This is a genomic window from Stagnihabitans lacustris (assembly GCF_025950525.1).
Taxonomy (GTDB): domain Bacteria; phylum Pseudomonadota; class Alphaproteobacteria; order Rhodobacterales; family Rhodobacteraceae; genus Stagnihabitans.
Genome location: NZ_JAPDGS010000001.1, coordinates 446,994 through 472,185 on the forward strand (window position 1 = coordinate 446,994; position 25,192 = coordinate 472,185).

At 64.8% G+C, this 25,192-nt stretch carries 19 protein-coding genes; 13 read left to right on the plus strand and 6 right to left on the minus strand.

The genetic code is table 11. The features are described 5' to 3' along the window. The first annotated feature begins 82 nt into the window (after window positions 1-82). The 10 genes from NX862_RS02225 to NX862_RS02270 all read left to right on the plus strand — a co-directional run bounded on the left by NX862_RS02225 (window position 83) and on the right by NX862_RS02270 (window position 13,108). Complete coding sequence (locus tag NX862_RS02225; protein WP_264492240.1) at window positions 83-970, plus strand: carbohydrate ABC transporter permease; 888 nt, start codon at window positions 83-85, stop codon at window positions 968-970. After that, window positions 967-1,773 carry a carbohydrate ABC transporter permease gene (locus NX862_RS02230; RefSeq protein WP_264492241.1) on the plus strand — a complete coding sequence of 269 codons (807 nt, stop codon included), beginning with the start codon at window positions 967-969 and terminating at the stop codon, window positions 1,771-1,773. The genes NX862_RS02225 and NX862_RS02230 overlap by 4 nt, the downstream gene beginning before the upstream one ends. A gap of 8 nt (window positions 1,774-1,781) precedes the next feature. Then, window positions 1,782-3,953, plus strand: coding sequence for a glycoside hydrolase family 2 protein (locus NX862_RS02235; RefSeq protein ID WP_264492242.1), 2,172 nt, complete (start codon window positions 1,782-1,784; stop codon window positions 3,951-3,953). A gap of 3 nt (window positions 3,954-3,956) precedes the next feature. Further along, window positions 3,957-5,021, plus strand: coding sequence for an ABC transporter ATP-binding protein (locus tag NX862_RS02240; RefSeq protein WP_264492243.1), 1,065 nt, complete (start codon window positions 3,957-3,959; stop codon window positions 5,019-5,021). 131 nt (window positions 5,022-5,152) lie between these two features. Beyond that, window positions 5,153-6,310, plus strand: coding sequence for a ribonuclease D (gene rnd / locus NX862_RS02245; protein ID WP_264492244.1), 1,158 nt, complete (start codon window positions 5,153-5,155; stop codon window positions 6,308-6,310). 121 nt (window positions 6,311-6,431) lie between these two features. Beyond that, window positions 6,432-7,811 (plus strand): hypotaurine--pyruvate aminotransferase Tpa, encoded by a 1,380-nt coding sequence (gene tpa, locus NX862_RS02250; protein ID WP_264492245.1) that lies wholly within the window; start codon window positions 6,432-6,434, stop codon window positions 7,809-7,811. 130 nt (window positions 7,812-7,941) lie between these two features. After that, entirely contained in the window at window positions 7,942-9,393 is a 1,452-nt protein-coding gene (gene pdxR / locus NX862_RS02255; protein ID WP_264492246.1) for a MocR-like pyridoxine biosynthesis transcription factor PdxR, read from the plus strand. A 134-nt stretch (window positions 9,394-9,527) separates the two neighbouring features. Further along, window positions 9,528-11,294 carry a sulfoacetaldehyde acetyltransferase gene (gene xsc, locus NX862_RS02260; RefSeq protein ID WP_264492247.1) on the plus strand — a complete coding sequence of 589 codons (1,767 nt, stop codon included), beginning with the start codon at window positions 9,528-9,530 and terminating at the stop codon, window positions 11,292-11,294. A gap of 65 nt (window positions 11,295-11,359) precedes the next feature. Next, window positions 11,360-12,097 carry a sulfite exporter TauE/SafE family protein gene (locus NX862_RS02265; protein ID WP_264492248.1) on the plus strand — a complete coding sequence of 246 codons (738 nt, stop codon included), beginning with the start codon at window positions 11,360-11,362 and terminating at the stop codon, window positions 12,095-12,097. Then, window positions 12,098-13,108: an acetate/propionate family kinase gene (locus NX862_RS02270; protein ID WP_264492249.1), complete on the plus strand. Its 1,011-nt coding sequence runs from the start codon at window positions 12,098-12,100 to the stop codon at window positions 13,106-13,108. It begins immediately after the preceding gene. 153 nt (window positions 13,109-13,261) lie between these two features. Here the strand turns inward: NX862_RS02270 and NX862_RS02275 are convergent, their stop codons facing one another. The 4 genes from NX862_RS02275 to truA all read right to left on the minus strand — a co-directional run bounded on the left by NX862_RS02275 (window position 13,262) and on the right by truA (window position 20,108). Then, on the minus strand, window positions 13,262-15,334 hold the full coding sequence (locus NX862_RS02275) for an MFS transporter (protein WP_264492250.1): 2,073 nt from the start codon (window positions 15,332-15,334) through the stop codon (window positions 13,262-13,264). A 126-nt stretch (window positions 15,335-15,460) separates the two neighbouring features. Beyond that, window positions 15,461-17,419 carry an acetate--CoA ligase gene (acs, locus tag NX862_RS02280; protein WP_264492251.1) on the minus strand — a complete coding sequence of 653 codons (1,959 nt, stop codon included), beginning with the start codon at window positions 17,417-17,419 and terminating at the stop codon, window positions 15,461-15,463. A gap of 235 nt (window positions 17,420-17,654) precedes the next feature. Continuing rightward, window positions 17,655-19,256, minus strand: coding sequence for a SulP family inorganic anion transporter (locus NX862_RS02285; protein ID WP_264492252.1), 1,602 nt, complete (start codon window positions 19,254-19,256; stop codon window positions 17,655-17,657). An 87-nt stretch (window positions 19,257-19,343) separates the two neighbouring features. Further along, complete coding sequence (gene truA / locus NX862_RS02290) at window positions 19,344-20,108, minus strand: tRNA pseudouridine(38-40) synthase TruA (RefSeq protein WP_264492253.1); 765 nt, start codon at window positions 20,106-20,108, stop codon at window positions 19,344-19,346. A 356-nt stretch (window positions 20,109-20,464) separates the two neighbouring features. On the opposite strand from truA, the gene NX862_RS02295 reads away from it, so the two are divergent. From NX862_RS02295 to NX862_RS02305, 3 genes are read left to right on the plus strand one after another with little or no spacing between them, the layout of a single operon-like run. Then, window positions 20,465-21,844 carry a YcjX family GTP-binding protein gene (locus NX862_RS02295; RefSeq protein WP_264492717.1) on the plus strand — a complete coding sequence of 460 codons (1,380 nt, stop codon included), beginning with the start codon at window positions 20,465-20,467 and terminating at the stop codon, window positions 21,842-21,844. Next, complete coding sequence (locus NX862_RS02300; protein WP_264492254.1) at window positions 21,841-22,278, plus strand: GNAT family N-acetyltransferase; 438 nt, start codon at window positions 21,841-21,843, stop codon at window positions 22,276-22,278. The genes NX862_RS02295 and NX862_RS02300 overlap by 4 nt, the downstream gene beginning before the upstream one ends. Beyond that, complete coding sequence (locus tag NX862_RS02305) at window positions 22,266-23,225, plus strand: TIGR01620 family protein (protein WP_264492255.1); 960 nt, start codon at window positions 22,266-22,268, stop codon at window positions 23,223-23,225. The genes NX862_RS02300 and NX862_RS02305 overlap by 13 nt, the downstream gene beginning before the upstream one ends. Before the next feature lie 362 nt (window positions 23,226-23,587). Here the strand turns inward: NX862_RS02305 and pth are convergent, their stop codons facing one another. Both pth and NX862_RS02315 read right to left on the minus strand, forming a co-directional pair. Continuing rightward, window positions 23,588-24,289 carry an aminoacyl-tRNA hydrolase gene (gene pth, locus NX862_RS02310; protein WP_264492256.1) on the minus strand — a complete coding sequence of 234 codons (702 nt, stop codon included), beginning with the start codon at window positions 24,287-24,289 and terminating at the stop codon, window positions 23,588-23,590. Window positions 24,290-24,354: 65 nt separating this feature from the next. Further along, window positions 24,355-24,945, minus strand: coding sequence for a 50S ribosomal protein L25/general stress protein Ctc (locus NX862_RS02315; RefSeq protein ID WP_264492257.1), 591 nt, complete (start codon window positions 24,943-24,945; stop codon window positions 24,355-24,357). Window positions 24,946-25,192 lie beyond the last annotated feature (247 nt).

The window sequence follows — 25,192 nt, forward strand, 5'->3', positions numbered from 1 at the left end:
CGGGGGGGCCTTTCCGTCCGCGGGAGCGCCGATCTTTTCATGACCCCGCATCAAGACGGGGCCTCGTCACACAGGGGGAGCCATGCAGACTCTGACCCGGCGCGAGAACCTGACCGGCTGGGCCTTTACCGCCCCGGCGCTGGCGCTTCTTGGCCTTTTCATGATCTATCCCATCCTTTGGTCGCTTTATATGAGCTTCATGACCGGCAAGGGGATGAACTTCAAATTCGGCGGCTTCGCCAATGTCGAGCGGCTGACGAAGGACCCGATCTTCCTTCATGCGCTTGGCAACACGCTGACCTTCCTGGCGATCCAGGTGCCGATCATGATCATCCTGGCGCTGGTCTTTGCCGTCGCCTTGAACAACCCGCGGCTGCGGGGCAGGGCGGTTTTGCGCACGGCGATCTTTTTGCCCTGCGTGACCTCGCTTGTGGTCTATTCGGTGCTGTTCAAGTCGATGTTCGCCGAGGATGGCGTGGTCAATGACGCGCTGCTTTTCCTGCATATCATCAGCGATCCGATCCCTTGGATGAACGATCCGTTCTGGGCCAAGGTCTTGATCATCCTGGCGATCACCTGGCGCTGGACCGGCTATAACATGGTGTTTTACCTGGCCGCGCTGCAAAACATCGACCCTTCGATCTATGAGGCCGCCCGCATCGACGGCGTTCCGGCCCGGGCGCGGTTCTTCAAGATCACCATTCCGATGCTGCGCCATGTGATCTTGTTCACGACCGTTTTGTCGACCATCGGCACGCTGCAGCTGTTCGACGAGGTCAACAACATCACCGCAAGCCAGGGTCAGGGCGGCCGTCCCGCCGATGCGACGCTGACGCTTTCGCTGTATATCTACAACCTGACGTTCCGCTTCATGCCCTCCTTCGGCTATGCCGCCACGATCTCTTGGGTCATCGTGATCCTTGTGGGGCTTCTGTCCTGGGCGCAGTTCCGGCTTGCGAGGGAAAAATGAACCGTCTTATCTCTGTCGTGGCGCAAGCTGGCATGTGGCTTGCGGCCTTTATCTCGGTCTTTCCCTTTTTGTGGATGGTCACGGGCGCGACCAACACGGCCAATGACATCACGGGGGGCAGGTTCCTGCCCGGCACCAACCTTTTCGTCAACATCGCCAAGTTCTTTGAACTGGTCGATGCGGGGCGGGTGTTCTTCAACTCGTTCTTCGTGGCGATCACGGGGACGGCGCTGACCTTGGTCGTGTCGTCGCTTGCGGGCTATGGCTTTGAAATCTTTGCCTCCAAGGCGCGGGACCGGGTCTTTGCCGGGCTGCTGTTGCTTTTGTCGGTGCCCTTTGCGGCCATGATGATCCCCCTGTTCGTCATGTTTTCGGGGGCGGGGCTGATCAACACCTATATCGCCATGATCGCGCCGGGCGTGGCCTCGATCTTCATGATCTTTTACTTCCGGCAGAACACCAAAAGCTTCCCGCATGAACTGCGCGACGCGGCCAAGCTGGACGGGCTGAAAGAGCATCAGATCTTCTGGTTCATCTATATTCCCGTCATGCGGTCGACCTATGCGGCGGCGATGATCATCCTGTTCATGACGAACTGGAACGCCTATCTGTGGCCGCTGATCGTGCTGCAAACCAACGAGATGAAGACGATCACCCTGACCGTCGCCTCCTTGGCCACCGCCTATACCCCGGATTACGGGCTGATCATGATCGCCAATGTGCTGGCGACCTTGCCCACCGTCCTTGTCTTCTTCCTGCTCCAGCGCCGCTTTGTCGAAGGCATGCTGGGCGGCGTCAAATAAGGCCTGACATGCGCATCCTGACCGACTTCAACGACGATTGGCTGTTCGAGGGCCGCGACCGCGTCCGTCTGCCCCATAACGCCGTCGAGCTGCCGTTTTCCTATTTCGACGAGCGCGCCTATCAGCGGCCCTTCACCTATTCCAAGGCTTTCCTGGCCGATCCCGCATGGGAAAACCGCGAGGTCACATTGCGCTTTGACGGCGCCATGGCGAATACGGTCGTGCGGCTGAATGGCGAGATCGTGGCGACCCATGCCGACGGCTACACGCCCTTTGTGGCGCGGCTGACGGGGCGGCTGGTGCCGGGCACCAACCATCTTTCGGTGACGATCGACGGCACCGAAAACCCCGCCATCCCGCCCTTTGGCAATGTCATCGACTATCTGACCTATGCCGGCCTCTACCGCGAGGTCTGGCTTCAGGTCACGACGCCGACGCATATCCAGAACGTCAAGATCGAGACCCCGGACATCGTCCGCCCCCGCGCTGAAATCCGGGTCATGGTCTCCAAACCCGAAGGCCGGCTGACCGCTGTGATCCGCGACAAGGCGGGCGTCGAAGTGGCCCGGGCCGAGGCGCCCGCCGCGCTGGACACGGCCCTGACGCTGGAGACCCCCGGCGTGGCGCTGTGGTCGCCGGAAAACCCGGCGCTCTATACGCTGGACGTGACCCTGACCACCGATCAGGGCCGGGACGATCTGCAAACCCGGTTCGGCTTTCGCAAAGTGGTCTTTTCGCCCGAGGGGTTTTTCCTCAACGGCCAAAGGATCAAGCTGCGCGGCCTGAACCGTCACCAAAGCTTTCCCTATATCGGCTATGCGCTTGGCCGCGCGGCGCAGGTCAAGGATGCCGAGATCATCAAGCATGAGCTGCGCTGCAACATGGTGCGCACCTCGCATTACCCGCAGTCGACGTATTTCCTGGAGGCCTGCGACGAACTGGGCCTGATGGTCTTCGAGGAAATCCCCGGCTGGCAGCATATCGGCGACAAGGCCTGGCAGAAGGCCAGCGTTGAAAATGTGCGGGCGATGATCACCCGCGACTGGAATCACCCCTCCATCGTCATCTGGGGCGTGCGGATCAACGAAAGCGGCGACAACCACGATTTCTACAAGGAAACCAACGCGGTGGCGCGCAGCCTGGACCGGACCCGGCCCACGGGCGGCGTGCGCTACATCACCGACAGCGAGTTCCTGGAAGACGTCTATACGATGAACGACTTCATCCTGGGCAACGAGGAATTGGGCGGCAACCGTCCGCGCACCCCCCTGCGGCCTCAGCAAGAGGTCACGGGGCTGGACCGCCCGGTCCCCTATATGATCACCGAATTCGGCGGCCATATGTATCCGACCAAGTCGACCGATCAGGAACAGCGCCAGGCCGAACATGTGATCCGCCATCTGGATGTGCTGAACGCCATGTATGGCGATCCGCAGATTGCGGGGGCCATCGGCTGGTGCGCCTTTGACTACAACACCCACAAGGACTTCGGCTCGGGCGACCGGATTTGCCACCACGGCGTGATGGACATGTTCCGCGAGCCCAAATTCGCGGCCTATGCCTATGCCTCGCAATCCGACCCCTCCGAAGGCCCGATCCTGCAGCCCGTCACCTTCTGGGCCCGGGGCGAACGCAACATCGGCGGCATCCTGCCCCTGTTGATCCTGACCAATTGCGACGAGGTCGAGTTGCGCTACGGCAACCACCCGCCCAAGCGCGTCAAGCCCGACCACGACCGCTTTCCCCATCTGCCCCATCCCCCGGTGATCGTGGACAACCGCGTTTTCACCAAGGATGAACTGGGCCTTTGGGGCATGAAATGGGAGGCCGGCACCGTCACCGGCTTCATCAACGGCAAACAGGTGGCCCAGACCCATTTCGCAGCCGACCCCGTGGCGACACGGCTGGAGGTCGCGCCCGATGCCACGACCATCGGCGCCCATGACAGCCTGCGCGTCATGGTCCGTGCGCTGGACCAGACCGGCCACAAACTGCCCTTCTTCCCCGAGCCGGTGTCCATCACCGTCACGGGCCCTGCGCGGCGCGTAGGCCCCGGCTTTGTCCCCCTGCGCGCAGGCTCTACCGGCTTCTGGCTTCAGGCCCATGGGGCAGGCGAGATCACCATCACCGTATCCAACGACCGCCTCGGCACCGTCGTCACCCAGATCATCTCGGAGTAAGACATGAGCGTGACCCTCAAATCCCTCCGCAAGGCCTATGGCGCGGCCGAGGTCATCAAGGGCGTCGACCTGACGGTCGAGCCCGGTGAATTCTGCGTCTTCGTCGGCCCCTCGGGCTGCGGCAAATCAACCCTGCTGCGCATGATCGCGGGGCTGGAGGAAATCACCGGCGGCGATCTGGTGATCGGCGACAAACGCATGAACGACGTGGACGCGGCCCATCGCGGCATCGCCATGGTGTTCCAAAGCTATGCGCTTTACCCGCATATGACGGTGCGCGAAAACATGGGCTTCGCGCTGAAATTCGCGGGCGACACCCCGGCGACCATCGCCAAAAAGGTCGATGCGGCGGCGGCGACGCTTGGCCTTGCGAAACTGATGGACCGCAAGCCCAAGGACCTGTCGGGCGGCCAACGCCAGCGCGTCGCCATCGGCCGCGCCATCGTGCGCAACCCGCAAGTCTTCCTGTTTGACGAGCCCCTGTCCAACCTTGATGCCGAACTTCGCGTCCATATGCGGATCGAAATCGCGAGGCTGCATCAGGAACTGAAGACCACGATCATCTATGTGACCCATGACCAGATCGAGGCCATGACCCTCGCTGACAAGATCGTCGTGCTGCGCGATGGCCGTGTCGAACAGGTCGGCGCGCCGCTGACGCTTTATGATGACCCCGACAACCTCTTTGTTGCGGGTTTCATCGGCAGCCCGAAGATGAACTTCCTGAAGGCCAAGGTCAGCCAAGGCCAGCTTGCCCTGATCGACCTCCCCGGCCAGACCCTGCCGCTGACCCAAGGCCTGCCGGAGGGCACCGAAGTCACCGTGGGCCTGCGCCCCGACATCTTCAAACGCGGCGGGGCGGCGTCGCTGGACCTCAAGATCGAGATCGTCGAACAACTGGGCGCGGAAACTTATGCCTATGCCCGCTCCGGCACCGAGATCGACGGCCAGCCCCTGACCATCGCCGTGACCGAGGGCCGCGACCTGCGCCCCGGCCAGGCGCTGACCGTGACCTTCGACCCCTCCCGCGCGCTCCTCTTCGCGAAAGACGGCCAGCGCATCCGCTGATTTGGCTTTCATACTGACCCAAATATCTCGCGGGGGTGCGGGGGGCGCGCCCCCCGCTCTTCCCTTACCCCAAGCGGCACCCTATACGGAAAAAGCGGGATACCCCCGCGGCCCCTATTGAAAGCCGCCCCATGCGCACAATCACCACGACCGAAGACCTTGCCGAGTTCTGCGCCCGCGCCAAGCTCGAGCCCTTTGTGACCATCGACACCGAATTCCTGCGCGAGCGGACCTATTGGTCGAAACTCTGCCTGATCCAGATGGCGCTTCCAGGCAAGGATGGCGAAGCCGTCCTCGTCGACCCGATCGAGGGTCACGCCATGTCGATGGAGCCGATCTATGATCTGTTCCGGCACACCAAGACCGTCAAGGTCTTTCATGCCGCGCGTCAGGACCTGGAGATTTTCTTCACCGAAGGCAATGTCTTCCCCGATCCGCTGTTTGACACGCAAATCGCCGCCATGGTCTGCGGCTTTGGCGAGCAGGTGGGCTATGAAACCCTGGTGAAAAAGATCGCCAAAGCGGACTTGGACAAGACCTCGCGCTTTACCGATTGGTCGCGCAGGCCTTTGACCACGGCTCAGGCGGAATATGCCCTGGCCGATGTCACCCATCTGCGGGTCATCTATGAATTCCTGGCCGCCCAATTGGTGAAAACCCGGCGCGAGCCCTGGGTGGTCGAGGAACTTTCCGTCCTCACCGATCCCGAAACCTATATCACCCGTCCCGCCGAGGCCTGGGAAAAGATCAAGACCCGCACGACCTCGGGCCGTTTTCTGGCCGTGGTGCGCGAATTGGCCCGGTTCCGTGAGACCTATTGCCAGGCCAATAACGTCCCCCGCGCGCGGGTGATGAAGGATGACGCCCTGCTGGAGCTGGCCTCGACAAGGCCCACCAACACCGAGGAACTGGGGCGCTCCCGGCTTTTGCTGCGCGAAGGCCGCAAGCCCGAAATCGCCGAAGGCATCCTGAACGCCATCAAGGTGGCGATGGACCTGAAGCAAGACGACCTGCCGCGCCCGCCCGATCAGGGAGCGCAACTGCAGGTCAATCCGGCCTTGGCCGACCTGTTGCGCGTGCTGCTGAAGGCCAAGTCGGAAAGCCTGGGTGTGGCGCCGCGGCTGATCGCCTCTTCGTCCGAACTGGATCAGATTGCGGCGGGTCAGCGTGAGGTTGCCGCCCTGAACGGTTGGCGCGCCGAGGCCTTTGGCGACGATGCGTTGCGGCTTTGCAAAGGCGAGATCGCCTTGTCGGCCAAGGGCAACGAAGTCCGCGTCGTCCGCCTGTAAGCGGTCAGGGGTCTTGCCAGGCCAGGTGAACTGGTCTTAGCGGCCCCTGACCTCTGGTCCTAACGCTATGGGGATTGCGGGCGCAGACTGTCCGCTGATTTGCCAGATATGGAGCCTTGCGATGAACACGATGACCAATGACCTTTCCGGCGTGATCGCCGCCGACAAGGCCCATGTCTGGCATCACCTGAGCCAGCACAAGCAATACGAAAACGAGGCCATCGACCCTCGCGTCATCGTCGAGGGCAAGGGCCTGCGGGTCTGGGATGCCAAGGGCAAAGAGTATATCGACGCGGTTTCGGGCGCGGTCTGGACGGTCAACGTCGGCTATGGCCGCGAGTCGATTGCCAAGGCGGTCTCGGATCAGCTGATCAAGATGAACTACTTCGCGGGGTCGGGCGGAACGGTGCCGGGCGCCTTGTTCGCCGAAAAGCTGATCTCCAAGATGCCGGGGCTTTCGCGGGTCTATTATTCGAACTCGGGTTCCGAGGCGAATGAGAAGGTCTACAAGATGGTGCGCCAGATCTCGCATCGTCACCACGGCGGCCGCAAGAACAAGATCCTCTATCGTGAGCGTGACTATCACGGCACGACGATTGCGGCCCTGGCCACCAGCGGTCAAAAAGAGCGCGCGATGCAATACGGGCCCTATCCCGAGGGTTTCGTGATGGTCCCGCATTGCCTGGAATATCGCAAGCAATGGGATGTCGAGAACTACGGCGAGCGTGCCGCCGATGCGATCGAGGAAGTCATCCTGCGTGAAGGCGCCGACACGATCGGCGCCCTGGTGCTGGAGCCTGTGACCGCGGGTGGCGGCGTGATCGTGCCGCCCAAAGGCTATTGGGAGCGGGTGCAGGAGATCTGCAAGAAGTATGACATCCTTTTGCATATCGACGAAGTGGTCTGTGGTCTGGGGCGCACCGGGGTCTGGTTCGGCTATCAGAACTACGGGATCAAGCCCGATTTCGTGACCATGGCCAAGGGTGTCGCCTCGGGCTATGCGGCGATTTCCTGCACGGTGACGACCGAAGCGATCTTTGGCATGTTCAAGGACGATGCCGCTGATCCGATGAGCTATTTCCGCGACATCTCGACATTTGGCGGCTGTGCCTCGGGGCCTGCCGCCGCGCTGGAGAACATGCGGATCATCGAGGACGAGGGGCTTTTGGACAACACGCTGAAGATGGGGGCGCGGACGATTGCGAACCTGCAGGCGCTGATGGAAAAGCACAAGGTCATCGGCGATGTGCGCGGCGCGGGGCTGTTTTGCGGCGCGGAACTGGTGGCGGATCGCATCACCAAAGAGCCGATGGACGAAAAGAAGGTCGCAGCCGTTGTGGCCGATTGCAACGCCAATGGCGTGATCATCGGCATGACCAACCGGTCGATCCCGGGGCTGAACAACACGCTGTGCCTGTCGCCCGCGCTGATCGCCACGGCCGATGACATCGACGCCATCACCGGCGCCATCGACAACGCTTTGACCCGCGTCTTTGGCTGAACGCGCCGGGGGTTTCACACCCCCGGACCCCCGTGGGAATATTTATGAAAAGATGAAAGGGGAGGGCGCGGCTCTCCTCTTTTGCTTTGGGGTGCTTGACTTCGGCGGCGGCTCTGGGGCCAATCGCCCCATGGTGCATGAAATCCCCTCTGAAGCTTTTGTCCTGCCAGGTGCCGACCGCGGGAGCTTGCAGCAGCGCATCCGGCAAATGGTGACAGAAGCTGTGCTGTCCGGCCGGTTTCGCGCCGGTGAGCGGATGCCCTCGTCGCGGGGGCTGGCCCTGCATCTGGGGATATCGCGGCTGACGGTGACGCTGTCCTATGCGGAACTGGTGGCGCAAGATTACCTGGTGGCGCGCGGGCGGTCGGGCTATTTCGTCTCTGATAACGCGCCCCGCCCGCAAGAGATGCTGGTGCAGGGTGGTCGGGCCGAGGCGGCAGAGTTCGCCCGCATCAAGGGCCTGTTTTCGGGCCGCGAAGGCGTGGCGCGGCCCTCGGATTGGGAGGCTTATCCGTTTCCGTTCATCTATGGCCAGGCCGATGTCAGCCTGTTCGACCACCAGAACTGGCGGCAATGCGCGGTTCAGGCGCTGGGGCGGCGCGATTTCACTGCCATGACGGCGGATTACTACGAGGGCGAGGACCCTTTGCTGATCGAATACCTCTTGCGCCATATCCTGCCGCGCCGGGGGATTGCGGCGCGGGAGGATGAGGTTCTGTTGACCATGGGGGCGCAGAACGGGCTTTGGCTGACCGCCGCTTGCCTTTTGGGCCCCGGGCGGGTCGCGGTGATGGAAAATCCGGGCTATCCGGGGTTGCGCAACATCCTGACGACCTCGGGCGCGCGGGTGCTGGCGGTCGATGTCGATGCCGATGGCCTGCCGCCCGACGCCATTCCGCCGGGCGTCGACCTTGTCGTGACCACGGCCAGCCACCAATGCCCGACCAATGCGACCATGCCGGTGGACCGCCGTCGCGCGCTGCTGGAGGCGGCAGAGCGGGAAGGCTTCTTGATCCTGGAGGACGATTACGAATTCGAGATGTCGTTCCTCAAGCCTGCCTCTCCGGCGCTGAAGAGTCTGGATGCCGGGGGCCGCGTGATCTATGCCGGGTCGTTTTCCAAGTCGGTGTTTCCGGGGATGCGGCTGGGCTATCTGGTGGGCCCGCCCAGCTTTATCCGCGAGGCCCGCGCGCTGCGGCTGATGTCCTTGCGCCATCCGCCCGGGCATATCCAGCGGACGATGGCCTATTTCCTGTCGCTTGGGCATTACGACACGTTGATCCACCGGATGAAGGCGGCGTTCAAGCGGCGCCGGCAGGTGATGGAGGAGGCGATTGCCGCCCATGGGCTGACGGTGGCCGGGCAGGGCGGCTTTGGCGGGTCAAGTTTCTGGATGCGGGCGGGGCAGGACACCGAGACGCTGGCCACAAGGCTGCGGGCGGATGGTGTGCTGATCGAGCCGGGGCGGACTTTCTTTGATCCGGTCAGGCCAGACCGGTTCCACTATCGGCTGGGTTATGGCTCCATTCCGGCGGCGAAGATCCCCGAGGGCATCGCGCGCATCGCCAAGGCGCTGGGGTAGGGCGGGGTTCACCCCGCCGGCCCGGGGAGCGGCGGGGTGAACCCCGCCCTACTGGCGCTATGCCCGGCTGATTTCTGGCCCTAACCCCCTTGCATGCCCCCGGTTACACCAAGGACAATCCAAGGAGTGACCCCATGAAGATGACCACCGAAGAAGCCTTCGTCAAAGTCCTGCAACTGCATGGAATCGAACATGCTTTCGGCATCATCGGCTCGGCCTTCATGCCGATCTCGGATATCTTCCCCGAGGCGGGGATCTCGTTTTGGGACTGCGCCCACGAGGGCTCTGGCGGGATGATGGCCGACGGCTTCACCCGCGCCTCCGGCAAGGTCTGCATGATGATCGCGCAAAACGGCCCGGGCATCACGAACTTTGTCACCGCCGTCAAGACCGCCTATTGGAACCACACGCCCTTGCTGTTGGTGACGCCGCAGGCCGCCAACAAGACCATCGGTCAGGGCGGCTTTCAGGAAGTCGAACAGATGAAGCTGTTCGAAGACATGGTCTGCTATCAGGAAGAGGTCCGCGACGCCTCGCGCATGGCCGAGGTGCTGAACCGCGTCATCCTGAACGCGAAACGCATGTCGGCGCCGGCGCAGATCAACGTGCCGCGGGATTTCTTCACGCAGGTCATCGACATCGACCTGCCCCGCATAGTCGAGTTCGAGCGCCCCTCGGGTGGCGCTGTGGCTCTGGCCGAGGCGGCGGAACTCCTGTCCAAGGCCAAGTTCCCCGTCATCCTGAACGGCGCGGGCGTGGTGCTGGCGGGGGCGATTCCGGCCTCGATGGCCTTGGCCGAGCGTCTGGATGCCCCGGTTTGCGTCGGCTATCAGCACAATGACGCCTTCCCCGGCTCGCATCCGTTGTTCGCGGGCCCCCTGGGCTATAACGGCAACAAGGCGGGGATGGAGCTGATCCTGCGCGCCGATGTTGTCCTGGCGCTTGGCACAAGGCTGAACCCGTTTTCGACCCTGCCGGGCTACGGCCTGGATTATTGGCCCAAAGAGGCCGCGATCATCCAAGTCGATATCAACCCCGCGCGGATCGGCCTGACCAAAAAGGTCGCCGTCGGCATCGTGGGCGATGCGAAACAGGTGGCCGAGGCTCTGTTGGCCCGTCTGGCGGATACGGCGGGCGACGCGGGCCGTGCGGACCGCAAGGCCTTGATCGGGCAGACGAAATCCACCTGGGCGCAACAGCTGTCGTCGATGGATCACGAACAGGACGACCCCGGCACCAGCTGGAACGAACGCGCGCGGGCGGCCAAGCCCGACTGGATGTCGCCCCGCATGGCCTGGCGCGCCATCACCAATGCCCTGCCGAAAGAGGCGATCATCTCGTCGGATATCGGCAACAACTGCGCCATCGGCAACGCCTATCCGACCTTCGAAGCGGGGCGGAAATACCTGGCGCCGGGGCTGTTCGGCCCCTGTGGTTACGGCCTGCCCTCGGTGATCGGCGCGAAAATCGCCTGTCCTGATACGCCCGTGGTCGGCTTTTCCGGCGACGGCGCCTTCGGCATCGCGGTGACGGAACTGACCGCGCTTGGCCGCCCGGAATGGCCCGCCATCACGCAAGTCGTCTTCCGCAACTACCAATGGGGCGCCGAAAAGCGCAACTCGACGCTGTGGTATGACGACAATTTCGTCGGCACCGAGCTGTCCGAGCAGGTTTCTTACGCCGGGATCGCGCGGGCATGCGGGCTGCAAGGCGTCGTCGCCCGCACGATGGACGAGCTGGAACAGGCGCTGCGCCAGGCCATCATCGACCAGAAGGCCGGGAAAACCACCCTGATCGAGGCGCTGATCAACCAGGAACTCGGCGAGCCCTTCCGCCGCGATGCGATGAAAAAGCCGGTGCGTGTCGCGGGCATCTCCAAGGCCGACATGCGCCCGCAATAAGCCCCTTGCCATTGCCGCATGGCCGGGGTCAGCCTGACCCCGGCCTTTTCATTCGGAGCCCCAGCATGTTCGACCTCTCCCCCTTGGGCCTCGCCTGGATGGCCCTGGCGATCCTGGTCGCGGGCTTTGTGCGCGGCTATTCCGGTTTCGGCTTTTCGGCCATGACCATCGCGGCCTCCAGCCTGGTGATGAACCCGCTGGATTTCGTCGCCGTCGTCGTGGTCTGGGAGGCGGTGATGACGCTGCAAGCCTGGAAGGGGGCGGGCGCCGATGTCGATTGGCGCCGCGTCGGGCTGTTGACCCTGGGCGCGGTCCTGGGCCTGCCGGTCGGGCTGTGGGTCTTGGGCATGATCTCGGAAGAGGCGGCCAAGGCGCTGATTTCAGGGTATGTTCTGGTCATGTGCCTTGTGCTTCTTGCCGGTTGGCGCATGAAGGCCCAGGCCGGGCGGGTGGCCACCCTGACGGCTGGCATCGTCTCGGGGCTGGCCAATGCGCCCGGGATGGGAGGCCTGCCGGTCGCGGCCTTTTTTGCCGCGCAACCCATGGCGCCTGCCGTGTTTCGCGCGACGCTGGTGGCCTATTTCCCGATCCTGGATCTCTATTCCGCGCCGCTGTATTGGTATCACGGCATGGTCAGCCTGGAGACGGGCAAGGCCGCGCTGATCGGCCTGCCCCTGGTGCTTTTGTCGAATTGGGCGGGCAGCCGGCATTTCCTGACCACCGATCCGCAGGATTTCCGCCGCTTTGCCATCCTGCTGCTGGGCGGTCTCGCGGCTTTGGGTCTGTTGAAGGCGGTGCTGTAAATGCTGCTGGTGGTCAATGCGGGCTCGTCCTCGCTGAAACTCGCGGGCTTTGCGGCCGATCTGACCCAGCTGGCCGAGGCGCGGTTTGAACGGATCGGCACCGGCGGTCTGCCCGATCACAAGGCGGCGCTGCTGCAGGGGCTGGCGCAGCTGGGCCGCCCAACCGCCGCCGCCCACCGCGTCGTTCATGGTGGCGCGGGCTTGACCGCTCCGGCCAGGATCACCCCGCAGATCGAGGCGCAGATCCAGGCCTGCATCCCCCTGGCCCCCCTGCACAACCCCGCCAACCTGCAAGGCATCCGCGCCCTGCGCGACCTGATGCCGGAACTGCCGCAATTCGCCAGCTTTGACACTGCCTTTCACGCGACCAATCCTTGCGTTGCGACCCGTTATGCCCTGCCACCCGCGGCCGAGGCTCTGGGCCTGCGCCGCTATGGCTTTCATGGGCTCAGCTATGCCGCAATTGTTCGAAAAATGCAAGAAAGCGCCCCGGATTCCCTGCCAGATCGGCTGTTGGCGTTCCATTTAGGCAATGGCGCGTCGGCCTGTGCGATCCTGAAAGGGCGCTCTGTGGCGACGACGATGGGCTATTCGCCGCTGTCGGGCCTGACCATGGGCACCCGCACCGGCGATATCGACGGCAACGCCGTCCTGCGCCTGGCCGAGGCCCTGGGCCCGACCGAGGCCGCCCAGCTGCTGAACCGCGGCTCTGGCCTGCATGGCCTTGGCGGCGCCTCCGACATGCGCAGCCTGCGCGCAGCTGGCACGCCAGAGGCCGCCTTTGCCATCGACCATTTCACTTATTGGGCCGCCCGCCATGGCGCAAGCCTGGTGGCCGCGATGGGCGGCCTTGACGCCGTGGTCTTCACCGGGGGCATTGGCGAAAATGACCCGCAGACCCGCAGCGCGATCCTGAAGCACCTCGCCTTCCTTGGCGAAAAGCCCGTCCTGGTGATCCCGGCCGAAGAAGAACGCCAGATCGCCCGCGAAGCACTGATCCTGATGGCGTGAAACCCGGGCCAGGCCAGCGCGCCCGAAGCCCTTTCACATTGATACAAATATTCCACGGGAGGGTCCGGGAGGGTGTGAAACCCTCCCGGGGCGTCCCACAAAAGCAAAGGGCCGGAGGTTTGCACCCCCGGCCCTCCCTTCACTGCGCCAAGATCACTCGGCGAAGATCGACTTCTTGTGCGTCCCGTTCGGCACGAACAGCGTGCCGATCACAACGGTCATGACGGCCACGATGATCGGATACCAGAGCCCTGAGTAGATGTTGCCATACTGGGCCGAAATCGCCAGGACCGTCGCGGGCAGCAAGCCCCCGAACCAGCCGTTGCCGATGTGATAGGGCAGCGACATGCCCGAATACCGGATACGCGTCGGATAAAGCTCGACCAGTTGCGCGGCAATCGGGCCATAAACCATCGTGACCAGGATGATCAGATAGGTCAGGGCGATGATCACCGACAAGTTCTGCGTGGTGAACAGGTCGCCAAAGGTGGTGATCTTGGCCACCGTCGTGTTGTCCGCCGCGACGATGGGATAGCCCGCCGCCTTCAGCGCGTCGTTCACGGCCTTTTCGAAGGCGGGCTTCACGCCATTGGCCGTGGCCAGGGACGCATTTGCCGCATCCAGAGCCGCCAGCTGGTCGGCCGGAACCGCAGCCCGCGCCGCAGCCAAGCCACCGTCAACCGCAGGCATGGCCGCCTTGGCCGCATCCACCGCGGTTTGCGCCGCGGCCTTGGCGTCGTCGGCCGCCCCTGCCAGCGCCTTTTCGGCATCTGCCAGCGTCACCTTGGCCACACCGGCGGCCTTTTCGGCCGTGGTCAGCGCGGTCATCAGGCCCGCGTCGATGCCCGCCTTGGCCGCATCGACCGCAGCCTTGGCCGTGGCGATATCGGCCGCATTGGCCGCGCCGTCAAAGGCCGAAACCTCGGTCTCGCCGATCTTGACCGAAGCCACGGTGCCCGCGGGCGCCGCAACGGTTTCCGAATTGGCCGAAGCCTTCAGCAGCAGCGCCTTCAGCGTGTCGCACGAGTTGGTGAACTTGGCCGTCCCCACCGGGTTGAACTGGAACGAGCAGTCGGCCGGATCGGCGGTCACCGTGATCTGGGTTTGCTGGGCGGCATGCAGCGCCGGGTTCGCGGTCTTGGTGATGAACTGGAAGACCGGGAAATAGGTCAGCGCGGCGATGGCGCAGCCGGCCAGGATGATCGGCTTGCGGCCGATCTTGTCCGAGAGCGACCCGAAGAACAGGAAGCCCCAGGTGCCCAGAACCAGCGAACACAGGACGAAGACGTTGGCGGTGAAGAAGTCGACCTTCACGGCGCCTTGCAGGAAGGACAGCGCGTAGAACTGGCCCGAATACCAGACCACGGCCTGGCCCGCCGTCAGGCCCAGCAGGGCGATGATGGCGATCTTGCCGTTCTTCCAGGTGCCGAAAGCCTCACGCAGCGGAGCCTTCGAGGCAGCGCCTTCAGCCTTCATCTTCTGATAGACCGGGCTTTCCGACATGGTCAGGCGGATATACAGCGAGACCAAGAGCAGGAAGGCCGACAGGATGAAGGGCACGCGCCAGCCCCAGGAATTCCAGGCCGGAAGCGTCACTTCGGCGCCCTTGGCATCCAGCATCGGCAGGCCGTCAAGGCCAAGCTGCACCACGGCGGGGAAGTTGTTGTTGATGATCGGCGTAACGATCAGGATGACGGCCAGCGACAGGAACAGGCCCAGCGTCGCCGTGGTCTGAATCCACGAGGTGTAAAAGCCGCGACGGCCGTTGGGCGCGTGTTCGGCCACATAGACCGCAGCCCCGCCATATTCACCGCCCAAGGCCAGGCCCTGGAACATGCGCAAGCCGATCAGGCAGATCGGTGCCGCGATCCCCCAAGAGGCATAGCCCGGCAGGATACCGACCAGGAAGGTCGACAGGCCCATGATCAGGATCGTCATCAGGAAGGTGTATTTCCGGCCGACCATGTCGCCCAGCATCCCGAAGACCAGCGCGCCGAAGGGCCGCACGATAAAGCCCGCCGCAAAGGCCAACAGCGCAAAGATATTGCGCGAGGTCTCGGGGAAGGGCGTAAAGAACTGCGCCCCGATAAAGGCCGCCAGCGAGCCGTAAAGGTAGAAGTCATACCATTCGAACACCGTGCCCAGGGACGAGGCCAGGATAACCTTGCGCTCCTCCTTGGTCATCGGCCGGGCCCGCTCGGTGGCGGAGGCCATTGATTGCGTCATTGTCTCTCTCCCATAGGCCCCTCTGTCGGGGGCATGTGAACACCCGTGGCCAGAACCGATCCTGGCCGGGATGCCCTCCCTTCACCCGGGCCTCCCAGCCCGGGATTCTTTTGTAAAACGGGGGGGTTAGCCCCGGTTCATGCGATTTGCGACCAGGTCGTCGACGACGCCGGGATCTGCCAGGGTCGAGATGTCACCCAAGGCGCCGAAGTCGTTCTCGGCGATCTTGCGCAGGATGCGGCGCATGATCTTGCCCGAACGGGTCTTGGGCAGGCCGGGGGCCCACTGGATCAGGTCGGGGCTGGCGATCGGCCCGATTTCGGTCCGCACCCATTTCACCAGATCCTTGCGCAGATCCTCCGAGGGTTCCTCTCCCTTCATCAGGGTCACATAGGCATAGATGCCCTGGCCCTTGATGTCATGGGGATAGCCGACCACGGCGGCCTCAGCCACCTTGGGATGGGCCACCAGCGCGGATTCGACCTCCGCCGTGCCCAGGCGATGGCCCGAGACGTTCAGCACGTCATCGACCCGGCCCGTGATCCAGTAATACCCATCGGCATCGCGGCGGCAGCCGTCGCCGGTGAAGTAATACCCGGGGTATTGCGCGAAATAGGCGTCCTCGAATCGCTGATGGTCGCCCCACAGCGTGCGCATCTGACCCGGCCAAGAGTCCGCGATGCACAGCACGCCTTCGGTTTCGGTCGCGGTTTGCGGCTGGCCGGTGGCGGCATCCAGCACCACGGGACGCACGCCAAAGAAGGGCAGCGTCGCCGAGCCGGGCTTTTGCGGGATCGCGCCGGGCAGGGGGGTGATGATATGACCGCCGGTTTCGGTCTGCCAGAACGTGTCGACCACCGGGCAATTGCCCTTGCCGATATTGCGGAAATACCAGTTCCAGGCCTCGGGGTTGATGGGCTCGCCCACCGAGCCAAGCAGGCGCAGCGACGACAGGTCATGCTTTTCGACCAGCTCTGTCCCCAGCCCCATCAGCGACCGGATCGCGGTCGGCGCGGTGTAAAACTGCGTGACGCGGTGCTTGGCGATGACCTCCCAAAAGCGGCCGGCGTCCGGATAGGTCGGCACGCCCTCGAACATCAGCGTGGTCGCGCCATTCGCCAGCGGGCCATACAAGATATAGCTGTGCCCCGTGACCCAACCCACATCGGCGGTGCACCAGAAGACATCGCCGGGCTTGTAGTCAAAGGTCATCTCATGCGTCATCGCCGCATAGACCAGATAGCCCGCGGTCGTGTGAACGACGCCCTTGGGCTTGCCGGTCGACCCCGAGGTATACAGGATGAACAGCGGATCTTCGGCGCCCATCTCGGCATAGGGGCAATAGGGCGAGGCCTGTGCCATCTCGGCCAGAAGGTCGAAGTCGCGGTCCTCGACCCAATGCGTCTCGTCGCCGGTGTGCTTGATCACCAGACATTTGACGCTGTCCTTGCAGTGCAACAGCGCCTGATCGGTGTTCGACTTCAGCGGCGTCTTCTTGCCGCCGCGGGGGCCGTAATCGGCGGTGATCACCAGCTTGGCCTCGGAATCGTTGATCCGGTTGGCCAAGGCATCGGGCGAAAAGCCGCCAAAGACGACCGAATGGACCGCGCCGATCCGGGTGCAAGCCAGCATCGCATAGGCCGCCTCGGGGATCATCGGCAGATACAGAACGACGCGGTCGCCCTTTTTGACGCCATGGTCGCGCAGCACATTGGCCAGCCGCGAGACCTGCTCCAGCAGCTCGCGATAGGTGATGTGGCGGGCGGGCGTGGCGGGGCTGTCCGGCTCCCAGATGATCGCGGTCTGTTCGGCCCGCGTCACCAGATGGCGGTCGATGCAATTGGCGCTGACATTGGTCGTGCCATCCTCATACCATTTGATCGACACAGCGCCCTTTTCGAACGAGGTGTTCTTGACCTTGGTAAAGGGCTTGATCCAGTCGATCCGCCGCCCCTCGGCGCCCCAAAAGGCGTCGGGATTGGTCATCGAGGCCTCGTAGCGCTGCTTGTATCCGGCAGGCGTCACATGGGCATGGGCGGTGAAATCTTCCGTCGCGGTGTAAACCGTGGGGGCGCGTTCCGTCATCTTTTTCTCCCTGAACCCGATGCGCCGCTCCTCCGGCACATTGGGTCTCCTTTCAAGTTTTATCGCAGCAATGGGCGGCGAAAATCTACAATTCTTTTGGCTATACCAAGGCCCACATGGCGCAAAGCGCCAGATTGCCGCAGGGGAATGTTTCGCGCAACCTCCTTTGTGGGCAAGATAATTTCGCCTGCGCGCACGCCCTGCGCGGGGGATTGCGACACTTTGCCCCAGAGGCCTAGACGCGGTCCAATGTTGCCAGATCGGGGATGAAATCGACCTTTGCCGCGGTCAGCCCGGCGGTTTCCAGAACGATCCGCTGGTCGGGCTTGACGCCGGACAGCACCATCCGCCCGCCTTGGCGGCTGATGCGTTTGGCCAAAAGCTCCAGCGCACGGGCGCCCGAACTGTCCAGGTAATCCAGGTCCTTCATGTCCAGCACGAAGTGTTTCGGACGTTCGGCCAGTTGGTCCAGCAGGGCGCCGGTCTGGGCTGCGGCGCCAAAGAACCACGGCCCGGTCAGATGCACGACGACGCGGTCGGGGTCGGTGCCAAGGTCGGTTTCGACCGCAACGGCCTTGGACATCCGGTGCAAAAACACCACCCCGGCCAGGGCGAACCCCATGATGATGCCTTCGGTCAGGTCGCGAAAGACGACCAGACCGAAGGTCGTCAGCAAGATCAGCCCATCGCTGCGCGAGGCCCGCAGCAGCATGACAAACTGCGCCCGTGCCGCCATGTTCCAGGCCACGACGCACAGGATGCCGGCAAAGACCGCCATGGGGACAAAGGCGATCAAGGGCGCCAGGATCACCAGAAAGCCCAGCACATAGACCGCGTGCAGCATCCCCGAGACGGGCCCCCGCGACCCGGCCGCATGGTTCGTCACCGTCCGCGCCACGGCCCCCGTCGCATAGATGCCCCCGATGAAGGACACCGCGATATTGGCCGCCCCTTCGGCAAACAGCTCGATCGAGGGGCGGTGACGGTTGCCCGAAATCCCATCCGCAACCTGGGCCGACAAAAGCCCAGTGATGGCGCCCAGAAGGGTGAATTGCAGGGCAAAGGGCAGGGCCTGCCACAGGCTGCCCGGCGACAGGTCGGGCATCTGCGGCATCGGCAGGAAATGCGGCAGGCTGCCGAAGCGGTCGCCCACCAGATGCACCGGCACCCCCAAGGCCCAGACCGCAATGGTCATCGCACAGGTGACGATCAGCAGGTTCGGCCACTGCGGCCGCCACCGCTTGATGGCTTGCAGCAGGACAATGGTCCCCAGCGCCACGCCAAGCGCCACGGGCGACAGGCTGTCGCGGGCCTGCCACAGCGCCTGAAGCTTCGGGACCACCTCTGCGGGCTCTGCCGACGGGGACAGGCCCAGCACGTCCTTGATCTGGCTGACAAAAATGATGACCGCGATGCCCGCGCTGAAGCCCACGGTCACGGGATAGGGCAAAAAGCGCACGTAATGCCCCAGCCGCAGCGCCCCGGCGGCGATCAGCAAGACCCCCGACAGCAGCGTGGCCACCATCAGCCCCGAAACCCCGATCTGCGCCACGCAGGTCGAGACGCCGACGATGAAAGCCCCCGCAGGCCCGCCGATCTGATACCGAGAGCCCCCCAGCGCCGAAATCAGGAACCCGCCCACAATCGAGGTGAAAAGCCCCCGCTCTGGCCCAAGCCCGCTGGCGATGGCGATGGCCATGGACAGCGGCAGGGCCACGATGGCCACGGTCAAGCCCGCCATGGCATCGGCGCGCAGGTCGGCCAGGCCATAGCCCTCGCGCAAGACGGTCAGAAGCTTGGGCAGGAAGTCGCCCTGGGGGGCAGATGGCTCTGACATGGTCCGCCCCCGGTCGCCCGGGGCCTTTTTCCAACTGGCAGCGCAATGGCTGCGGGGAAGCGTTACGGCAAAGCGAAGAAGAATGAGTTAACCAAAATCAGCGAAAGGATCATCCGGATAGCCGACCCCTGTCAAGCACAGGCCTTGCGGCGGCGCCACGGGCCCGCAGGCGGCGCGGTCGCGGGCATCGCGGGCGCGGGCGATGGCCTCGGGCGCCCAGGTCCCAAGGCCGACCTGCACCAGCGACCCCATGATCGAACGCACCTGATTGTGCAGGAATGACCTTGCGCGGAACCGGATGTGGATTTCCTCGGCCCAGGTGGAAAAGCTGATCTCGTCCAGGGTCTTGAGCGGAGAATTCGCCTGGCAATAGGTCGACCGAAAGGTGGTGAAGTCGTGGTGCCCCACCAGATGCGCCGCCCCCTCTGCCATGGCCGCGACGTCCAGCCGGGTCTTGATGTTCCAGACCCGACCGCGCTCCAGCACGGGGGGCGCGCGGCGGTTCTGGATGCGATACAGATAGCGCCGCTCGGTCGCGGAAAACCGGGCGTGAAAGTCATCGGCCACGCGGCGCACGGCGCGGATAGCCACAGGATCGGGCCGCAGATGGGCGTTCAAGGCCTCCAGCAGTCGGAACGGGTCCCAGTCGCGGGTCAGGTCGACATGGGCGACCTGGCCGGTGCCATGGACCCCGGTGTCGGTGCGCCCGGCCGCGGCCAGCAGATGGTCCCCCGGCTCCAGCCGCGCCAAGGCCGCCTCGATCGCGCCCTGAACCGAACGCGCATTGGCCTGCCGCTGCCAGCCCGCAAAGGGGCCGCCATCATATTCAACAAGGAAGGCGAAACGGGGCATCTGGTTTTCCAAGGGCAGTCTATGGGGCAAACGGCAGAGCAGGGGGCTCCTCCCCCCACCCCCCGGGGATATTTGTGCACGTTGAAAGGAGCAAGAGGGCGCAACAGAAACGCGCCGTTTTGCGCAGCCTTGGGCAGGGCCAGCTTCCCCCCCCCGTCGTCAAGACCCCCCCGTCCTCTCCGCATGTCTTTCATACTGACCCAAATACTCACGGGGAGGTCTGGAGGGGCCCGTGGGTCCCTCCAGCTCTTCCCCCTAAGCCGCGGTTTGCCGATTTTTCCCATGGATTTGGCCTGTTGCGGGGCGCTATTCGGGCCTATGTTCGGGAAAACGGAAGGGCCAAGGGTTTGAGCGGCATCGGCGATCTGGCGGGAGGTTTTCTGCGCGGCCTGGGCGGGCTTGCCTTGCCCGACCCCGTGGTGCGGCTGGGGGTCACGGGGCTGTCGCGCGCGGGCAAGACGGTCTTCATCACATCCTTGGTGGCCAACCTGCTGGAGCGTGGGCGGATGGGGCAGTTTCGGCCCGGCGCCCGGATCGACTCGGTCCTCTTGCAGCCGCAGCCTGACATGACCTTGCCGCGCTTTGCCCAGGAAGACCACCTGGCTGCCCTGACCGGTGATACGCCGCATTGGCCCGACAGCACCCGGGCGGTGTCCGAACTGCGCCTGTCGTTCCGTTATAGGCCCGAGGGGATGGCTTCGGTCCTTGGCGCCAGGACCCTGCATCTGGATATCGTGGATTATCCCGGCGAATGGCTGTTGGACCTGGCCCTTCTGGGCAAGAGCTATGAGGACTGGGCCGAGGCCACTTTGTCGCGCATCGCCGGCCGCGAGGAGGCGCGCGATTACCTGGCGCTGGCCCGGGCCGAGGATGGCGCGCTGGACCTGGACGAGCCGCGCGCCATGGCCTTGGCTGCCAGCTTCACCGATTACCTGCAAGCGGCGCGGCGGGCGGGTTGGTCCGATTGCACGCCGGGGCGGTTTCTTTTGCCGGGCGATCTGGCGGGCTCTCCGGTGCTGACCTTTGCGCCCTTGCCGCGGCCGGCCATGGCGGGGCGGGGGTCGATGTATCAGGCGATGGAGGCGCGGTTTGCCGCCTATCAGGCCAAGGTCGTGCGGCCGTTTTTCCAGACCCATTTCGCAAAGCTGGACCGACAGGTGGTCTTGATCGACCTGTTGGGCGCGCTGGACCGTGGCCCCCGCGCGGTCGAAGACCTGCGCCGCACCCTGGCCGAGGTTCTGGGCGCCTTTCGCCCCGGGCGGCGCGGTTGGCTGGACCTGCTGATGGGCGCCAAACGGGTCGACCGCATCCTGTTTGCCGCCACCAAGGCCGATCACCTGCACCATTCCCAGCACGCCCGGATGACCGCGATCACCGAGGCCCTGTTGGCCGATGCCCGCGCCCGGGCCGATTATGCCGGGGCGGGGACAGCGGCCATGGCGCTGGCCTCGTATCGCGCCACGGTCGAAGAAGAGATCTCCCGCGGCGGCACCACGCTGCCCGCGGTCAAGGGGCGCTTGGGCGATGGGCGCATGGTGGCGGCCTATGCCGGGGAATTGCCCGAGGACCCCGCCCGCATCCTGTCGCCCGCCCGTCAGGGGGCGCAGGGCTGGATGGGGGCGGACTACCAAGCGATGGACTTTCAGCCCCTGCGCATGACGCGCCACCCCGGCGAGGGGCCGGCCCATATCCGCCTGGACCGGGCGGCTGATTTTCTGATCGGAGACCTGATGTGATCCTGCGCGATGCCGATGAAGCCGATCTGCCCGTGGTGGCGCGTATCCTGGGCGAATGGGTGGCCGAAACGCCCTGGATGCCCAAGCTGCACACCGCCGAAGAGGACCTGTGGTTCGTGACCAAGCTGCGCCACGAGGCGCGGATGCGGGTCGCGGCCCTGGGCCCCCGGGCCAGCGATGTCATGGGGTTTCTGGTGCGGCAGGACGGCGAGGTCCTGGCGCTGTATGTGGCCGCTGGCGCGCGGGGCCGGGGGATCGGGCGGGCCCTGATGGCCGATGCCATGGCCGCAAGCCCCGAGGGCGGGCTTTGGACCTTTCAGGCCAATGCGGCGGCGCGGGGGTTTTATGCCGCCTTGGGCCTGTCCGAGGTGATGATGACCGATGGCGAGAACGAAGAGGGCTTGCCCGATGTGAGGTTGGAATGGAGCCGCTGAAGCCGCCCCTTGTGATCGAGGCCGCGGGCGAGGCCGATCCGGGCCTTGCGCCCGTGGTGGATGCGGTCGCGGTCCTGCCACGGGTCGCGCGGCGGGGCTCGGTGCTGGGGCGGTTGGCGGCCTGGGTCTTTGGGCTGTTGTTCGGGCTGGTGCTGGCGGTTTCGGGCTGGACTTTCGTCACGGGGCTGTTTGTGGCCTTTCCGGCCTTGGGCTGGGTGGCCCTCGTGCTGGTCGGGCTGGCGGGGGTGATCCTGCTGGTCTGGCTGGTGGGCGAGGCCCGGGCCTGGGCGCGGCTGGCCCGGGTCGAGGCGATCCGGGGCGCGGCGCTTGAGGCGCGCGACCTGGCCCAGGCGCGGGCGGTGGTGGCGCGGCTTCTGGCGCTTTATGCCGGGCGGCCCGAATTGTCCGAGGCGCGGGCCCGGCTGGACCGGCGCGGCGCCGAAGTCTTTGACGCCGATGCGCTTTTGGCCCTGGCCGAGGTGGAGTTGCTGGCGCCTCTGGATGCGCGCGCCCGGGCCGAGGTCGAGGCGGCGGCGCGGCAGGTGGCGCTTGTCACCGCGCTGGTGCCCCTGGCGCTGGCCGATGTGGTGACGGCGCTGGTGGCCAATATCCGCATGTTGCGCCGCCTGGCCGAGATCTATGGCGGGCGGGCGGGGGTTCTGGGCTCTTGGGCCTTGATGCGGCGGGTGATGGGGGCGCTGATGGCGGCGGGGGCCTTGGCGCTGACCGACGACCTGATCGGCTCGGTCGCGGGGGGCGGCATCCTGGCCAAGGTCTCGCGGCGGTTCGGTGAGGGCGTGGTGAATGGCGCGCTGACGGTGCGGGTGGGCCTGGCCGCGATGGAGGCCTGCCGCCCGCTGGCCTTTGGCGCGCTGGGGCGACCGGGCGTGTCGGTGACGGTCAGCCGGGCGCTGGCGGGGCTGTTCGGGAAGGGTCCTGCCGACTGAACCGTCGTCGCATCAGGCCCGGACCATGGCCCTGCCGACTGGGAGACGGTCTGCGGAGGACGGGTCTTCGTGGGCCCAAGGTTCGTGGGCCCAAGGTTCGGGGGCGGGTCTGCCGGAACGGGTCTTCGGGGACGGGTCTTTGGCGTCAAAGCCTATTGCGGCCACGTTTTCGGCGGCCAAGTTTTCCGGGGCAAAGCCTTTGGGGGCCGGGTCAATCGCGGCTTCGGACCCTGTGGTGGGCGCTTGGCCAGTCGGCCCCAATCGCGGCCCCTGTCCAAATGCCCATCCTGCCTCTGGGTCCCGCGCTGCGTGGCAATGCGCAGGGCTCTGGTCCCGCTGTGTAGCGCGGGGTCTCCCCCGGGTTAGCCCTTGAACTTCTGCATCAACCGTTCCAGCGGCGACAGCGTCGGCCCGGGGGCAACCTCTGGCGCGGGCTTGGGCGGTTTGGGCATATCGACCTTTTCGGGCGCCTGCGGGCCCTTGCCCGAGTTGCGCGGCGGGTTCACCCGCAGCGACACCGCGTTCAGGAACCGCGCGTCCTCGCCCGCAGCCAGATCGGGCGCCCCATCGGCGATGCCTTGCAACAGGGGCTCCAGCCAGTCGCGGTCGGCCTTGGCGAAATCATGCAGCACATAGCCCGCGACCAGATCCTTGTGGCCGGGATGGCCGATGCCAAGGCGGACGCGGCCATAGGCCTCGCCGATCACCGCATGGATCGACCGCAAGCCGTTGTGGCCCGCATGTCCGCCGCCCATCTTGACCCGGATCTTGCCGGGCCCAAGGTCGAGTTCGTCGTGAAAGACCATCAGGTCGGCGGGGGCGATCTTGTGAAAGGTCATCGCCGCCTGAACCGCGCGGCCCGAGGCGTTCATGAAGGTCTCGGGCTTTAGCAGGACGACCTTGTCCCCGCCCAGCCGGCCTTCGCTGATGCGGCCGTGGAAGTCCTTTTTCCAGCCGCCAAAGCCATGGTCGGACGCGATCCGGTCCAGTGCCATGAAGCCGATGTTGTGCCGGTTGCCCTGGTATTCGGCCCCCGGATTGCCCAGGCCCACGAAGAGTTTCATCCGCGCCCCCAAGAATGGAAACGGGCGGCCACCAGGGCCGCCCGTCAAGGTCAGTGACCTGTGGTTCAGTCTTCGACGGCCAGGAGGCCAGCCGGAGCCGCCACGTTGGCGATGACAAAGTTCCGCGCGATCGTCGGCTTGACGCCTTCGGGCAGGACGACGTCAGAGATGTGGATCACATCGCCGATGTTCTTGCCGGTCAGGTCGACGGTGACGTGATCGGGGATGTCGCCGGCCAGGACTTCGAGTTCGACTTCCGAACGGACAACCGTCAGGACGCCGCCGCGCTTGATGCCCGGGGCCTTGTCGGCATTGTCGAAGTTCACATGGATGTGCAGGACGATCCGGCTTTCGTCATGCAGGCGCATGAAGTCGACATGGATCGGGCTGTCCTTCACGACATCGCGCTGAACGCCGCGGCAGACGACATGGACGTCGTCATGGCCCGGAACCTTCAGGTTGAACAGGGTCTGCAGGAAGCGCCCGGCTTTCAGGTGCTTCAGCAGATAGTAGTAGGGCAGGTTGATCGAGATGGGCTCTTGCCCATCGCCATAAACCACTCCGGGAACTTTCCCGTCGCGCCGTGCTTGCCGAGCGGCCCCCTTGCCCGTCCCCGAACGCAGCTCGACATTGAGATCGTGGATCTCGCGTGCCATAGTATTCTCCTAATGTAAGTCCGCCATCCTCCAAGGGTGCATGGCGCGACGAAGGGGGCCGATAGCGTGATTCCGCCTGAAAGGGAAGGGGGAATCGCCGGGGCTGGCCCTGAGGGGGGCGCTGCCCCCCGCCTGCGGCCCCCCCGGAGATATTTGGGTCAGTATGAAAGACACAAGTGGGGCGCGATGCACGGGGCAGGCCTGGTGGCTTTCATACTGGCCCAAATATTCCCGCCGGAGGCATCGC

Bases quoted from the DNA above. Each gene is read 5' to 3' on its own strand.
- NX862_RS02225 (WP_264492240.1), top strand. From the start codon at position 83: ATGCAGACTCTGACCCGGCGCGAGAACCTGACCGGCTGGGCCTTTACC.
- NX862_RS02230 (WP_264492241.1), top strand. From the start codon at position 967: ATGAACCGTCTTATCTCTGTCGTGGCGCAAGCTGGCATGTGGCTTGCG.
- NX862_RS02235 (WP_264492242.1), top strand. From the start codon at position 1,782: ATGCGCATCCTGACCGACTTCAACGACGATTGGCTGTTCGAGGGCCGC.
- NX862_RS02240 (WP_264492243.1), top strand. From the start codon at position 3,957: ATGAGCGTGACCCTCAAATCCCTCCGCAAGGCCTATGGCGCGGCCGAG.
- rnd (WP_264492244.1), top strand. From the start codon at position 5,153: ATGCGCACAATCACCACGACCGAAGACCTTGCCGAGTTCTGCGCCCGC.
- tpa (WP_264492245.1), top strand. From the start codon at position 6,432: ATGAACACGATGACCAATGACCTTTCCGGCGTGATCGCCGCCGACAAG.
- pdxR (WP_264492246.1), top strand. From the start codon at position 7,942: ATGGTGCATGAAATCCCCTCTGAAGCTTTTGTCCTGCCAGGTGCCGAC.
- xsc (WP_264492247.1), top strand. From the start codon at position 9,528: ATGAAGATGACCACCGAAGAAGCCTTCGTCAAAGTCCTGCAACTGCAT.
- NX862_RS02265 (WP_264492248.1), top strand. From the start codon at position 11,360: ATGTTCGACCTCTCCCCCTTGGGCCTCGCCTGGATGGCCCTGGCGATC.
- NX862_RS02270 (WP_264492249.1), top strand. From the start codon at position 12,098: ATGCTGCTGGTGGTCAATGCGGGCTCGTCCTCGCTGAAACTCGCGGGC.
- NX862_RS02275 (WP_264492250.1), bottom strand. From the start codon at position 15,334: ATGACGCAATCAATGGCCTCCGCCACCGAGCGGGCCCGGCCGATGACC.
- acs (WP_264492251.1), bottom strand. From the start codon at position 17,419: ATGACGGAACGCGCCCCCACGGTTTACACCGCGACGGAAGATTTCACC.
- NX862_RS02285 (WP_264492252.1), bottom strand. From the start codon at position 19,256: ATGTCAGAGCCATCTGCCCCCCAGGGCGACTTCCTGCCCAAGCTTCTG.
- truA (WP_264492253.1), bottom strand. From the start codon at position 20,108: ATGCCCCGTTTCGCCTTCCTTGTTGAATATGATGGCGGCCCCTTTGCG.
- NX862_RS02305 (WP_264492255.1), top strand. From the start codon at position 22,266: ATGGAGCCGCTGAAGCCGCCCCTTGTGATCGAGGCCGCGGGCGAGGCC.
- pth (WP_264492256.1), bottom strand. From the start codon at position 24,289: ATGAAACTCTTCGTGGGCCTGGGCAATCCGGGGGCCGAATACCAGGGC.
- NX862_RS02315 (WP_264492257.1), bottom strand. From the start codon at position 24,945: ATGGCACGCGAGATCCACGATCTCAATGTCGAGCTGCGTTCGGGGACG.